Genomic DNA, 13,878 nt, shown 5'->3' with positions numbered 1-13,878 from the left:
CATGACTGAAACATTCGATTCCGGCGCCTTCCTGTCGACTGTCAGCGGGCGCCCCGGCGTTTACCGCATGTTCGACAGCGATGCGCGTCTGTTGTACGTCGGCAAGGCCAAGAATCTGAAGAAGCGCCTGGCCAGTTACTTTCGAAAAACCGGACTGGCACCCAAAACCGCCGCGCTGGTCGGGCGAATCGCCCAGGTCGAAACGACCATTACCGCTAACGAAACCGAAGCCCTGCTGCTTGAGCAGACGCTGATCAAGGAGTGGCGGCCGCCGTACAACATCCTGTTGCGCGACGACAAGTCTTATCCGTATGTGTTTCTGTCTGACGGACAATTCCCTCGCCTGAGCATTCATCGCGGTGCCAAGAAGGCCAAGGGCAAGTACTTCGGGCCTTACCCGAGTGCCGGGGCAATCCGCGAAAGCCTCAGCCTTCTGCAAAAGGCTTTCTTCGTGCGTCAGTGCGAAGACAGCTACTACAAGAACCGGACGCGTCCTTGCCTGCAGTACCAGATCAAGCGCTGCAAGGCTCCCTGTGTCGGGCTGGTCGAGCCCGAGGTGTACGCCGAAGACGTGCGGCACTCGGTGATGTTCCTCGAGGGGCGCAGTCATGCACTGACAAATGAACTGTCCACGGCGATGGAAGAGGCTGCAATCAATCTCGAGTTCGAGCGCGCTGCGGAGCTGCGCGACCAGATTGCATTGCTGCGTCGGGTTCAGGATCAGCAGAGCATGGAAGGCGGGACTGGCGATATCGATGTGATCGCAGCCTTCGTCAACCCCGGTGGCGCCTGCGTGCATTTGATCAGCGTGCGGGGAGGGCGGGTTCTGGGCAGCAAGAACTTTTTCCCGCAGGTCGGGATTGAGGAAGACGTTGCCGAAGTCATGGCTGCGTTTCTTGGCCAGTATTTCATCAGCAGTCCCGAGCGGGATTTGCCCAGTGAACTGATCGTCAATGTCGTCCATGAAGACTTCCCCACGTTGATCGAAGCGATCCAGGAGCTGCGCGGTCGCGAACTGTCCATCAGTCATCGGGTTCGCGGTACAAGGGCGCGCTGGCAACAACTGGCCGTGACCAATGCCGAACAGGCGCTGGGTGCGAGGCTGGCCAACCGTCAGCACGTTGCGGCCCGTTTCGAGGCATTGGCCGAGGTACTGAAACTGGACGAGCCGCCGCAGCGCCTGGAGTGCTACGACATCAGTCATTCCAGCGGCGAGGCAACCGTTGCGTCCTGTGTGGTATTCGGGCCAGAAGGGCCGATCAAATCGGATTACCGCCGATACAACATCGAAGGCGTGACGGCGGGTGATGATTATGCCGCCATGCACCAGGCGTTGACCCGGCGCTTCAGCAAGCTGAAGGACGGTGAGGGCAAGTTGCCGGACATTCTGTTGGTGGACGGCGGCAAAGGGCAGTTGTCGATGGCGCGAGATGTGCTCAACGAACTGGCCGTGCCGGATCTGATCCTGCTGGGCGTTGCGAAAGGTGCGACGCGCAAGGCTGGGTTCGAGACTTTGTATCTGAATGATGCCGCGCACGAATTCACGTTGCGTGGCGACTCTCCGGCGTTGCACCTGATTCAGCAGATTCGTGACGAAGCTCACCGCTTTGCGATCACTGGACACCGTGCGCGCCGTGGCAAAACCCGTCGTACGTCGACGCTGGAAGGCGTGGCGGGCGTGGGGCCGACTCGGCGCAGGGACTTGTTGAAACATTTTGGTGGATTGCAGGAGCTGTCTCGTGCAAGCATCGAAGAGATCGCCAAAGCGCCGGGGATCAGCAAAAAGCTAGCAGAGTCGATTTATGCAAACCTGCATAGTGAGTAGAATGCCCATTCACCTCGTAGCCAGTTGTGCCGATGAATATCCCTAATCTGATTACCGTTCTCCGTGTCCTGCTCATCCCGATCTTCATTTTGTTGTTCTATCTGCCTTACCAGTGGAGTTATCTGGCCTCAAGTTCGGTCTTTGCCTTCGCGGCAGCAACGGACTGGCTGGATGGTTATCTGGCGCGACGCCTGGAGCAAAGCACTCCGTTTGGAGCGTTTCTGGATCCTGTCGCTGACAAACTGATGGTTGCTGTTGCACTGGTGTTGCTGGTGCAGGAACACGGCAACCTGTGGCTCACGTTGCCGGCGGCCGTCATCATCGGTCGCGAGATCGTCGTTTCGGCGTTGCGTGAGTGGATGGCCGAACTTGGTGCGCGGGCTCATGTGGCTGTATCGAACCTGGGCAAATGGAAAACCGCTGCGCAAATGCTTGCACTGGTGATTCTTCTGGCCAACCCCAAGGTTTTCAGCTTCTGGGTTTTCATCGGTTACACGTTGCTGATGGTTTCTGCAGGCCTGACCTTGTGGTCGATGGTTCAATACCTTCGGGCTGCCTGGCCGCATCTGAAGACCGATGTTGAAAAGAAATAAAACTTTTTTGAATCAAGGGGTTGACGGCGCTTCTGATTTCTATAGAATGCGCCACACCAAGCGGGAATAGCTCAGTTGGTAGAGCACGACCTTGCCAAGGTCGGGGTCGCGAGTTCGAGTCTCGTTTCCCGCTCCAAGTTTTACAGCGTTTGTTGTTGCGCTACTGACAGCAAATGTTTTTGAGGCCGAGTAGCAAAATGGTTATGCAGTGGATTGCAAATCCACCTACGCCGGTTCGATTCCGACCTCGGCCTCCACTATAAATAAGCTCCGTAGATCCATGATTTACGGAGCTTTTTTTATTGCATCGTGCTGAAAGATTTAGTCTTTAAAACGGCCTTTGCCAACTTGCTTCACGGGGGAGTGATGTATATATTTCCCCCTCTGCTGTACGGGCAGCAATCTGTCAGGATTGTGAACCGACATCAGGGCAACGCAGTATCGCGCTACCGCCCGAATGGCGAAACTGGTAGACGCATGGGACTTAAAATCCCCCGCTCGTAAGGGCGTGCCGGTTCGATTCCGGCTTCGGGCACCATCTTGAATCAAGGGTTTGCGGGCGAAAGCTGATGCAAACCCTTGTTTGTTTCTGGGTCGCAATTTTGATCTCAACCCTGATTGATCTTGTTGTCATGACCTTTTCCCTGCCATTCGGATCGTGCTGTTCAACCTCGTCGCTATCGCGGTCAACTGAGAGGTGGGGCAGGAGCATTCAGTCTCCATCGATGATGTAATAAGGACGTTACGTGTTTCGCAAAGCAGTTTTACTGGTGTTGATCGCCAGTCTGAGTGGTTGTGCAGCAACCGCCATGCGGATGGATTACGACGAGCATCGATGCCCCTATATCGGAGTGCGGTTTGATTGGTGGGCGGTGGGTGCATCCAAAGGAAAGTTGATTCCGTTTTTACTCATAGACGCACCGTTTTCATTAGTGGTCGATACGGTATTTTTCCCCTTTGAGTATCAGTACAGCTGTAACCTCTGATTTGCTGGAATGCCTCCGTATCGGGATGAGGTTTCGACCTGGATGTCAATCACTGGACGGTGTGGCATACGAACCGATTGAGCTCTCTTGAGAGTCGCTGGTTCTGACCCGGCTTCTGTCACATCGAATATAAAGGCTTGTATGAAGTTCTTCATGCAAGCCTTTTTTTGTGCCACAAAAACATCCGCCCTTCATTCACGGTCGAGCATTCCAGACCCCAGTCGAAGCCGTACGTCTGGCATAAGCACTGAAGTCTGCCGCCGGCCGTCCCAACGCTTGCGTCACACCATTGGCAACAGCGGTATTGCGCCCGTCCAGTACAGTGGTGAAGAGATAAAGCACCAGGTCGACCCACGGCGCAGGTAGTTGCGCATTTTCAAGTTCTTTGCGGTAACTCTCCGCCGGCACTTGTATGAACTGGATATCGCGCCCTGTTGCCGAGCTGATTTCCCGTATTGCCTCAGTGAAGGTCAGTGCTTGTGGCCCGGTCAGTTCATAGAGTTTTCCAGCATGACCCGGTTTGGTGAGTGCCTGCACGGCGACTTCGGCAATATCTTCCGCATCGACAAACGGCTCAGCGACATTGCCGACTGGAAGCACGAGCTGACCTTCGATGATCGGATCGAGGAAATGTGCCTCGCTGAAGTTCTGGAAAAACCAACTGGCTCGCAGAATTGTCCAGTCGATGCCGCTGTTCTGCACAATCCGTTCAGCTTCTTGCGCTTCAATTTCTCCGCGTCCTGAAAGCAGTACCAAGTGTTTGATGTGGTGCTTGACGGCGAGCGAAACGAACGCCTGCAGGGTTTCCAAGGCGCCGGGCATGGCGAGATCGGGCTGATAGGAGATATAGACTGCGCGCACACCCGTGAGAGCAGCGCTCCAGGTTGAAGGATTCTCCCAATCGAACGGGATGGGTGCATTGCGCGACCCTGGTCGAACCGGATGTCCTTCTTCGATCAGTCGTTTGCTGATGCGGCTTCCGGTTTTTCCGGTAGCGCCGAGTATCAGAAAGGGTTGGGCTTCTGAGCTTGTCATGATCATCTCTCTGTTAACGTGAGCATCTCTCACAAAAAATACGATAGATGCTCACGTTATGCCGTCAAGAAACGCCTGCTCTCAGCCGACGACAGGTCATTTGTTGAACGTCACGGATTTAGATCGAAGAATTGAGAGAGTCGGCGAGGGCCGGATGCAGTATTTCCCGAAGCGACATGCGCTTGAAGGTTTCGACCAGTCGCTTACCTTCTGCCTCAGAGCAGGAAATGGCCAGGCGCATCGTCGATTCACCCAGTTGCCAGACCAGAAAAGCCCCATCGCTCACTTGTTGTTCATTGGCATCAGGGAAGGCGCGCAGCACCGCGTGGGTCAACATTTGCGCCGCGATGCGACTTTCCTGCAGTTCCAGATCCAGCAGCTGTTTGTCAGCCTGCATACCTGACCAGATATCGCGCATGACCGGTTCTGCCGTGATGATCTGGTAGTACAGATCCAGCAGTTCCGAATAAGCGACTTCCAGCGATTGCGCATCGTGGACCGCCTCCAGAGCAACCTGAATGCAGCGACGGCTTTCGGCGTTGTAACGCTGCGCGAGGCTGAGGATGATCGAACTCTTGTCAGGAAAATACTGGTAGAGAGAGCCAATGGATATCTCGCAGAGTGCAGCGATTTCGCTCATCTTCAGTTGATCGCTGCCCTTGCTGGCAATCAGCCGGGTAGCCACACCGAGAATTCGTTCCTGCCGTTCACGGCTGCGTTTTTGCGACGGATTGCGGCGAGGTGAGGGGGAGGCCCCGACGCTTTCTTCAGGATCAATGGATGCTTGCACTCTGAGTTACCGAAACTGGAACCGACAGGACTCACCATAGCATCGGCAGAGCTACACAGTAATAAACACATCAACAGGAATGGGCCGAACAGACGGCCCATTGTGTTACCGGTCTAGACGAAGGCCTGCCCGGTAAAGCCCCTTGGCAAGCGCTGGAGACCAGTCATCGCTGTCAGACGCTCGATCCACTCCGAGCGCCAACCGGATGCATGGTGCGTGGCTTTTGCATGGCGAGCGAGCCGACGGGCTGCATTTCGCTGGTCTTTGCGTGCGTTTTTATAAGCATCTGTATTGCGGCAGCTGCGGCATTTGACGCGATTGAGCTCGGGGCTGGCACTGAGGTTGTTACCCTTGTGACCACAGGCCAGATGCCCGTCGACTTTGAAGTGAATGACCATGAGACGCCTCCTTGGTGACGTGTAGAGGGTTTGACCTCTCACCACCAAGGACGTTCTTTTTTGCAGCATTGCGCCAATCAGCGGATCACCTGAAGCGTGGCAGCGGCCGGTCGACAGGTTTGAGCGACGACAGGGTGCTGCGAATCAGCGGAGCATCTTTTTCGATGTCGTTCAAACGATCGCGAATGCGCAGGGCGGTCGGGTGCCCGCCTTGATGATCGACCCAGTCGGCGATCTCTTTGCAGGCCGCGGCGAGGCGTGCCTCCCGGGCATCGAGCAAGGTGAGGAGAGTGGTGATGGACTCTCTTTCGGACATGGAACACCTCCGTTCAGGAAACCGCTCTGAGGCAGCAAAAAGCCCGCGAAGCGCGAGCTCTCTGCCGTTGGGGCGCTGCTCCTTCAGCTGGTTTGAGTATAGACCCGTAAATGACAGCTATCAGCCCGAAGACTCGCTGACCGTCACCCGCGAGCTGGCGGCGTTAAGCCGCAGGCATTCTCGCCGGGCGTCCTCTTCCAGATCGTAGCCATCCCCGATGAAGCCGCCGGTACGCGTGTCACTGATGCGGTACCAACCGGTGGCTTCGGCAGGTTCATGGAGACTTTCTCCGGCGCGGCGACCGTGAATGATGATCTTGTTGCAACGCTTCACGACGAATATGTCTTCCATGGCGTCACCGCAGTTGATTCGTGTCAGATCAACTATAGAAGCCCTGACAAATCGTGCAAAAAATAGGCAGGTCAGTTCGTCGGTTGCAGACGCTCAGGTCAGGGTGGTCATCCGTTCCAGGAACATGGCCAGTGCAACCTCCTCGGCGCGCAGCCCCTTGCGCACCCGAGGTCGTGGTAGCTCGGCCAGCGCGCCCAGCATGAAATGCTCCACCACGGCCGGGTGGATATAACATTTACGGCACACCGCCGGCGTGTTCCCCAGTTGCCGCGCCACACCCTTGACCATCTCCACCACATGCCGCCTGGCTTCGGTTTCCGATTCCCATTGCAACTCCCGCAACACTGCCAGGGCGAGGGCGCTGCCGGCCCAGGTTCGGTAGTCCTTGGCGGTGAAGTCCGCACCGGTCAGGGTTTGCAGGTAGGTGTTGACGTCTGAAGAGCTGACGGTGTGCCGCTCGCCATGTTCATCCAGATACTGGAACAGATTCTGCCCCGGGATTTCCAGGCAGCGCTTGATGATCCGCGCCAGGCGTCGGTCCTTCACCGTGATCTGATGTTCGACACCGCTTTTGCCGCGAAACTGGAACAGGATCGCGCTGCCGTTGACCTCGACATGTCGGCTGCGCAGGGTGGTCAGTCCGTACGACCGGTTGTCCCGCGCGTATTGGGTATTGCCGACGCGGATCAGCGTGGCATCGAGCAAAGTGATCACCGTGGCCATGACTTTGTCGCGACTGAACCCTGGCGCCGCCAACAGTGTTTCCAGTTGTTTGCGCAACTTCGGCAGCGCGATGCCGAACTCGCGCAGTCGCGAGTATTTGTCGGCATCACGGACCTCGCGCCAGCGCGGGTGATAACGGTACTGTTTGCGCCCGCGAGCATCGCGACCGGTGGCTTGCAGGTGGCCGCGAGGGTCTGCGCAGATCCAGACATCGGTGTAAGCCGGAGGCACGGCCAGCGCGTTGATGCGTTTGATTTCGTCAGGATCACTGATGCGCTGACCAGCTGTGTCGAAGTAGCAGAACTTGCCGCGCAGCTTTTTGCGGGTGAGCCCGGGCTGGGTGTCATCGACGTAATGCAGGTCCGAAGGCAACACATCGGTCAGCGCGGTATCGGGCATGGCGGGAATCCTTGGCGGCAATCAGGCTGTTACAGCGATTGACCGCATGCCATGACAGTCGTGCCGACCGATTCAAGCCAGAACCGCGACAGCCTTGATCTGCGCCCACAATTGTTGACCCGCATGCACGCCCAACTGATCCCGCGAATACCGGGTGATTCTTGCCAGCAGAGGCGTGCCGCCCGCATCAAGGCGGATCAGCACATGAGCGGCATTGTCGGCAGGCATTTCGCTGGCCACCGTGACCGGCAGGCGATTGAGGATGCTGCTGTGCTCAGTGTTTTGCAGGGTCAGGCTGATATCGCGAGCCTGCACTTTGCAGCGCAGCGTCTGACCGACTTCCATGGGGGAGTGGGTCACGCGAATGCTCAGTAACGTGTCGGGCAATTGCAGGCAGAGCAATTGGTAGTTGTGATCGTAGGAGATAACCTGCCCCTCGATCACCACTCCGGCGTCATCGCCCATTGCCAGTGGCAGATCCAGGCGAGCGAGTGTTTCGCCGATCGGACCGCTGGCCAGCGCTTTGCCGTTGTCGAGCAGCACCAGGTGATCGGCCAGGCGCGCGACTTCGTCCTGGGCGTGACTGACATACAGAACCGGGATATCGAGTTCGTCGTGCAGCCGTTGCAGGTAAGGCAGGATTTCGCTTTTGCGCTGACTGTCGAGGGCCGCGAGCGGCTCGTCCAACAGCAACAGTTTCGGACTGGTCAAGAGCGCCCGAGCGATGCCGACACGCTGACGTTCGCCGCCGGATAAATGCTGCGGATGACGCTCCAGCAAATGGCCGATTCCCAGCAGTTCGGTGGCCTGTGCCATGTCGACCCGGCGTTGACTCCTGGCAATCCGTTTGAGGCCGAATTGCAGGTTGGCCAGCACCGAGAGGTGCGGAAACAGGCTCGCCTCCTGAAACACATAGCCGAGCGCACGTTTGTGCGGCGGTACGAAAATGCCTTTCTCGCTGTCCTGCCAGATTTCGTCGTTGATTTGCACAAAGGCGTACGGAGCCCGTTCCAGTCCGGCAATGCAACGCAGGCAGGTGGTCTTGCCTGAGCCCGATTGTCCGAACAATGCGGTCACGCCACGACCGGGCAAGTGCAGGTCGACATCCAGGCCGAAGCCGGAGTAAGCGAGTTTCAAGCGTGCTTCAATCATCGATCAACTCCAGCCTGCGCGCGACTTGCGGCTGGAATAGAGCGCCAGCAACACCAGAAACGAAAACACCAGCATCGCACCGGCGAGCCAATGTGCTTGTGAGTATTCCATGGCTTCGACGTGGTCGTAGATTTGTACCGAGACCACCCGGGTCTTGTCGGGAATATTGCCGCCGATCATCAGTACAACGCCGAATTCGCCGACGGTATGGGCGAAACCCAGGATCGCCGCCGTAATGAAACCGGGACGTGCGAGCGGCAGGATGACGCTGAAAAAAGTGTCCCATGGATTGGCGCGCAAGGTGGCCGCCACTTCCAGGGGGCGAGTGCCGATGGCGGAGAAGGCGTTTTGCAACGGCTGCACCACAAAGGGCATGGAATAGAGCACCGAACCGATGACCAGTCCGGTGAAACTGAACGTCAGTGTGCCGAGCCCCAGCCACTGGGTGAAATGCCCAAGAAAGCCATTGGGTCCGAGCGCGAGCAACAGATAAAAACCGATGACGGTCGGCGGCAGTACCAGAGGCAGGGCGACAATTGCCCCGATGGGGCCACGCAACCAGGATTGGCTGCGCGACAACCACAGGGCAATCGGAGTGCCGATGACCAGCAGGATCGCGGTGGTCAGGGACGCCAGTTTCAGGGTCAGCCAGATCGCCGCGAAATCGGCACTCGTCAGCGACATTTACAGCTGATAACCGTAGGACTTGATCACCGCAGCGGCTTTTGGGCCTTTGAGGTATTCAACCAGCGCCTTGGCAGCGGCGTTGTCCTTGCCTTTGTTCAGGATGACGGCGTCCTGTTTGATCGGGTCGTGCATGCTCGCCGGAACGATCCACGCCGAGCCGCTGCTGACCTTGCCGTCCTTGTAGATCTGCGACAGGGCAACGAAGCCCAGTTCAGCGTTGCCGGTGGACACGAACTGATAAGCCTGAGTGATGTTCTGGCCTTCGACGATTTTGGCTTTGGTTGCATCAGTCAATTTCAGCTTTTCCAGCACCTGGGTGGCAGCCAGGCCGTAAGGCGCAGCTTTCGGGTTGGCGATGGAAAGGTGTTGGTATTCGTTTTTCTTCAGAACGTCGCCTTTGGCGTCGACGTAACCTTCTTTGGCCGACCATAGCGCCAGCGTGCCGATGGCGTAGGTGAAGCGCGAGCCCTTGACGGTGTCGCCTTCTTTTTCCAGTTTCTCAGGGGTGGTGTCGTCAGCCGAGAGGAACACTTCGAACGGCGCGCCGTTCTTGATCTGGGTGTAGAACTGTCCGGTGGCGCCATAGGCCGCGACCAGTTTGTGCCCGGTGTCTTTTTCGAAATCGGCGGCGATCGCCTGGATCGGTGCAGTGAAGTTGGCCGCGACGGCGACTTGCACTTCGTCGGCCTGAGCGGCGCCGATGGCGAATACCGCGAGCAGGGCAGGGGCAAAACGTGAGGCACGAATGGTCATGTAACAGCTCCGTTGTTGGCAAGTGCAGTGGGCAGTTATTGTTGGAGGGGTAGACTGCGCCGATGCGAGGGGGTGAATCGCTATATAGATGAATATATAGCGAAATGCCTCTAAACGGAAAGTGCTGGTTTCAGGCAGGCAGGTGAGGGCATGAAATCCCTCAGTCTGCCGTGCTTTTTTACCGAGCCAGTTTCGCGAGCGCTCCTTCGGCGAGTTGGCGAGTCAGTTCGGCACTGCTCAACTCCTTGCCCAACGTAAACGCCTGACCGGCCCAGAGATTGCTGAAGTCGGCCTCATCCTTGGCGCGCAATGGCATCAGGGCACCGCCGGCCAAGGGAAACGCCGGCGCTTTGTCCGACATCGGTCCCACTTCACGCATCACTCGATTCAGAATTCCCCGTGCCGGACGTCCGGTGAACAGGTTGGTGATAGCGGTCTCACTGTCTTTCGCCGTGCGCAGCGCCTTGTGATGAGAGGCACTGACTTTGGCCTCTGGTGTAAACAGATAAGCCGTTCCGACCTGAGCAGCAGATGCACCGAGCATGAACGCCGCTGCAACGCCTCGCGCATCGGCGATCGCACCGGCAGCAATCACCGGCACTTTGACCGCGTCGACGATTTGCGGAACGAGGGCAAAGGTTCCGACCTGGCTGCTCAGGTCATCGCTGAGGAACATGCCCCGATGGCCTCCGGCTTCGTAGCCCATGGCGATGATTGCATCGCAACCGTTCTGTTCCAGCCAGATGGCTTCATCGACGTTGGTGGCCGAAGACAGGATTTTCGCACCGGTGGCCTTGACCCGGTTCAGCAGGGACTTTTCCGGCAGGCCGAAGTGGAAACTCACCACCTCAGGGCGAAACTCTTCCAGCACTTCGCAAGCCGCCCCATCAAACGGCGCTCGGTTGGATACCGGCGTCGGCGCATCGAAGTCGGCACCCAGTTCGCGGTAGTAGGGCTCCAGCAGATTCTTCCAGTCCCGCGCCCGCTGTTCATCGGCGGCCGGTGGCTGGTGGCAGAAGAAGTTGACGTTGAAAGGTTTGTCAGTGCCCTGGCGGATGGCTTTCAGTTCTTCGCGCAATTGCTCGATGCTCAACATCGCTGCCGGCATTGATCCCAAACCGCCCGCGTTGCACACGGCAATGACCATCGACGAGTTGGTGGCGCCGGCCATCGGGCCCTGGATGATCGGCAGTTCGATGCCGAGCAGGTCAAGAATGCGGGTATCTGGCCATTGGTTCATGGAAAAGACTCCGAAGGACAAAGCAGGGCAGGGAAGCTGAAGCCGGTTTTTTTACCAGCAAAACCGGGTGCAGGGCCAGCCGAGATTTGTAGCCTCGCGGGATTCAGGTCAGCGTCGATGAAGTCCACCGCCCCCTCCGCCGAATGAATGGTTCATGAACTGCGAAGAGTTGTGGAAGTTGTTCAGACGCTGATTGCCAACGTTACGCGCCGCGGAGTCGCGATTGAGGTTCTGTAACTGAGCATTGTTGTTGGCCGGTGCGCGAGTTGCGCCCCCCTTGACCATCGACTGCCAGCCGTCATCGGTTTTCTTGTAGACGTTGCCGTCATGCCCGGCGTAAACATTGTCGCCAACCCGTGCGGCGCCGCTGTTGCGTCCGTGAATTCCGCCGTATTGCGTGGTATTGCCGGTGTTCGGGTTGTAAACGGCGCCACGATTGGCCGTTACCTGAGTGCCATTGCGAGCGTTGCCTGCCGTCACCCGGCCCCCGGCGATTGCACCTCCGTTCGGTCCGACCACTTCACCGCTGCGGCCGGCTGCATAGTTGCCGGTGTAGACATTGTGTACCGCCCCACGCTGGCCGGCGGTCGCAATCCCGGTCCGTGAGTTGTAGGAGGAACCAACCTGGCCAGCCCAGCGGTTGCCGGTCCAGGCGTTGTAGCCTGCGCCATAGCGGCTGACGGTCGCCCGATCACCCCATTGCCGGTAAATGTTGCCGGTAGTACCGGCCCAGCCGCCCGGGCCCCAGGCCACGGCGCCACCGTGATAACCGTAGGCTGCGCCGCCCCAGGCCAATGGCGCGGGATACAGGTGCGGTCCCCACGCGTAACCCCATCCGTAATTGCCCCACCATGGATAGGCGCCCCAGCCCCAGCCCATGGCGGCAGTGCTGCCGCCCCAGCTCCAGCCGAACCCGAAGCCGAAGGTCCAGCCAGTCCACGGCGTGTAGCGGATGGCGACACCAAAGCCGTAAGTCACCGGAGGTCCGTACCAGACGCTACCGACCCATGGTGTGTACGGATAGCCGGTGCCGTAGACCACAACGCCGGTCGCCGGATCCAGCGTCGATCCCTGATAGCCCGGGGTGTAACCGACGACGACCGTGTCACCACTGGATTCATAGACTTTGACGTAAGTGAGGTAGTGCATCGGCGAGTTCGGCGGAATCGAATAAATCACCGCTGGCACTGAGCTGGCGACGGTCCATGGCCCGGTCACTGCCGTGGCGACGAACCAGATGCCGTTCTCCACGGCGTACCAACTGTTGTTGTCGACCCGGATGATCGGCGTGGCGCTGTTGATCACATATTGAAGCGGGGTCCCGCTGATGGCTTTGAGTTGAGGTTCCCCGTCAAATTGTGGCGCCGTCATTTTCACTGCGCTTTTCTTGATCGCTGACGTCTGCGGAATGGTGGCGGCAATGGCTGCTTCCTTGGCCTGTGGCGTCCCGGCGACCGAGGCTTTTACGTTTTCTTTCGGACTGTCGTCGGGGATGTTGGCGAAGTCTGCTGGCAGTTTGTCCGCCGGGGTAAATGTCCACGGGCCGTTCATGTCGCCGGCGCGGAACCAGCGGCCGGAGATCAGCACATAACTGTTCTGATCGCCGATTTCCTTGAAAATGTGCCCGGTGGTGTTGCTGACATACAGCAATTGCGTGCCCTGGATCGGCTGCCACTGTGGTGCACCGTCGGTGACGATCAGTTCGGTCGGTGTCGTGGCGATGAAGATCTTTGCCTGTGGCGGTTTGGCCAGGCTCGGTACTTTGTCCTTCGGATCGCTTTGCCCGGTGAGCAGATCCACCTGCCGGCTCTCGATCGCCGCTTTCTTGGCTTTCTCCAGATCCGCTGGAGGCGATGAGAGCAGGGCGTAGGGCCCCGACAATTGATCGGCAACCATCCAGCCATCGAACACATGCAGATAATGTTTGCCCTGGGCGTCCTTGAGCAGCAGAGGGCGGGTGTTGATCACCCGTTGCAATCCGGTGCCGTCGACCTGGCGATACGCAGCCTCACCGTCGATATAGACAAGCAAGGCCGGCACGTCCGAGCTGAGGATGGTCGGTGGCGTGTTTTCCAGGGGCGCGGTGTCGGCTTTCTGTTCGGCGGTCAGTACGCCAACGGCGGCCTCCAATTGATCGAGTGAAATGGTTTTCTTGCGCTTGGCCGCATCGTTTTGCAGTGTCGTGATCCACATCTCTGCCTGGCTGGCGTCTGCGGGGAAATCGGCTTTGATGATTTTGTACTGGTCGAGCATGACCCAGCGAGTGGCCTTGTCGACCAGCGTGTGAGCGCTGAACTGGACGATGCCATAAGTCGACTTGCCGGCAGCATCGGTTGCTTCTACGGCGGCGCGGGCCTGCAAGGTGTAGCCGTCCCAGCTGTCGAGCTGTGGCTGATACACGGTGAGTTTTGACTTGCCGCTGGTGATGACTTGCGGCCATGTTGGCTCAACGGCAGTGGCGTCTGCCGTCTTGGCCGCTGGCGCCGCCCAAGCGGTATTGAATGCCAACAGACAGAGCATCAGCCAGGCAAGAAAAGGGCGGGCGCGGGACATTGTCAGCTCCATCGACAAGGGCTTCTCGGGGATAAGTGGAAGCCGTCGAAAGAGCATAGCCGGCCGATCCGGAATCA

General features: G+C 58.3%; 14 protein-coding genes and 3 tRNA genes. 6 read left to right on the top strand and 11 right to left on the bottom strand.

The genetic code is table 11. The annotated features are described in order from the left end of the window. The first annotated feature begins 1 nt into the window (after position 1). From uvrC to AC1RME_RS06955, 6 genes are all read left to right on the top strand, one after another. Positions 2-1,825 carry an excinuclease ABC subunit UvrC gene (gene uvrC / locus AC1RME_RS06980; protein ID WP_096821565.1) on the top strand — a complete coding sequence of 608 codons (1,824 nt, stop codon included), beginning with the start codon at positions 2-4 and terminating at the stop codon, positions 1,823-1,825. A 32-nt stretch (positions 1,826-1,857) separates the two neighbouring features. Further along, positions 1,858-2,418 (top strand): CDP-diacylglycerol--glycerol-3-phosphate 3-phosphatidyltransferase, encoded by a 561-nt coding sequence (gene pgsA, locus AC1RME_RS06975; RefSeq protein ID WP_085730785.1) that lies wholly within the window; start codon positions 1,858-1,860, stop codon positions 2,416-2,418. A gap of 60 nt (positions 2,419-2,478) precedes the next feature. Then, positions 2,479-2,554 (top strand) — tRNA-Gly (locus tag AC1RME_RS06970). Positions 2,555-2,601: 47 nt separating this feature from the next. Then, positions 2,602-2,675: transfer RNA gene (locus AC1RME_RS06965), tRNA-Cys, on the top strand. Between the two features lie 194 nt (positions 2,676-2,869). Then, a tRNA-Leu gene (locus tag AC1RME_RS06960) sits at positions 2,870-2,956 on the top strand. Positions 2,957-3,164: 208 nt separating this feature from the next. Continuing rightward, positions 3,165-3,404: a YceK/YidQ family lipoprotein gene (locus tag AC1RME_RS06955; protein WP_096821563.1), complete on the top strand. Its 240-nt coding sequence runs from the start codon at positions 3,165-3,167 to the stop codon at positions 3,402-3,404. Between the two features lie 195 nt (positions 3,405-3,599). On the opposite strand, the gene AC1RME_RS06950 is transcribed toward AC1RME_RS06955, so the two are convergent. The 11 genes from AC1RME_RS06950 to AC1RME_RS06900 form a co-directional block, all read right to left on the bottom strand. Next, a complete protein-coding gene (locus tag AC1RME_RS06950) occupies positions 3,600-4,439 on the bottom strand; it encodes an NAD(P)H-binding protein (RefSeq protein ID WP_096821562.1) in 840 nt (279 codons plus the stop codon). 118 nt (positions 4,440-4,557) lie between these two features. After that, entirely contained in the window at positions 4,558-5,229 is a 672-nt protein-coding gene (locus tag AC1RME_RS06945) for a TetR/AcrR family transcriptional regulator (RefSeq protein ID WP_096821560.1), read from the bottom strand. A 113-nt stretch (positions 5,230-5,342) separates the two neighbouring features. After that, the gene (locus AC1RME_RS06940; protein ID WP_096821558.1) at positions 5,343-5,627 is read right to left on the bottom strand and encodes a hypothetical protein; all 285 of its coding nucleotides are present in this window, start codon (positions 5,625-5,627) and stop codon (positions 5,343-5,345) included. A gap of 85 nt (positions 5,628-5,712) precedes the next feature. Then, on the bottom strand, positions 5,713-5,943 hold the full coding sequence (locus tag AC1RME_RS06935; RefSeq protein ID WP_085730787.1) for a hypothetical protein: 231 nt from the start codon (positions 5,941-5,943) through the stop codon (positions 5,713-5,715). Between the two features lie 120 nt (positions 5,944-6,063). Beyond that, positions 6,064-6,294: a hypothetical protein gene (locus tag AC1RME_RS06930; protein WP_096821557.1), complete on the bottom strand. Its 231-nt coding sequence runs from the start codon at positions 6,292-6,294 to the stop codon at positions 6,064-6,066. Between the two features lie 93 nt (positions 6,295-6,387). Continuing rightward, positions 6,388-7,416, bottom strand: coding sequence for a DNA topoisomerase IB (locus tag AC1RME_RS06925; RefSeq protein ID WP_096821555.1), 1,029 nt, complete (start codon positions 7,414-7,416; stop codon positions 6,388-6,390). 72 nt (positions 7,417-7,488) lie between these two features. After that, a complete protein-coding gene (gene modC / locus AC1RME_RS06920; protein WP_096821552.1) occupies positions 7,489-8,568 on the bottom strand; it encodes a molybdenum ABC transporter ATP-binding protein in 1,080 nt (359 codons plus the stop codon). Positions 8,569-8,571: 3 nt separating this feature from the next. Next, positions 8,572-9,252, bottom strand: coding sequence for a molybdate ABC transporter permease subunit (gene modB / locus AC1RME_RS06915; RefSeq protein WP_096821551.1), 681 nt, complete (start codon positions 9,250-9,252; stop codon positions 8,572-8,574). Then, positions 9,253-10,008: a molybdate ABC transporter substrate-binding protein gene (modA, locus tag AC1RME_RS06910; RefSeq protein WP_096821549.1), complete on the bottom strand. Its 756-nt coding sequence runs from the start codon at positions 10,006-10,008 to the stop codon at positions 9,253-9,255. A gap of 178 nt (positions 10,009-10,186) precedes the next feature. After that, on the bottom strand, positions 10,187-11,248 hold the full coding sequence (locus AC1RME_RS06905) for an NAD(P)H-dependent flavin oxidoreductase (protein WP_096821547.1): 1,062 nt from the start codon (positions 11,246-11,248) through the stop codon (positions 10,187-10,189). Positions 11,249-11,356: 108 nt separating this feature from the next. After that, positions 11,357-13,801, bottom strand: a complete 2,445-nt coding sequence (locus AC1RME_RS06900; RefSeq protein WP_493090821.1) for an autotransporter — start codon at positions 13,799-13,801, stop codon at positions 11,357-11,359. Positions 13,802-13,878 lie beyond the last annotated feature (77 nt).

The organism is Pseudomonas sp. GW822-FHT03F08, from assembly GCF_058801265.1.
This window is presented reverse-complemented; position numbering and strand designations above follow the sequence as displayed.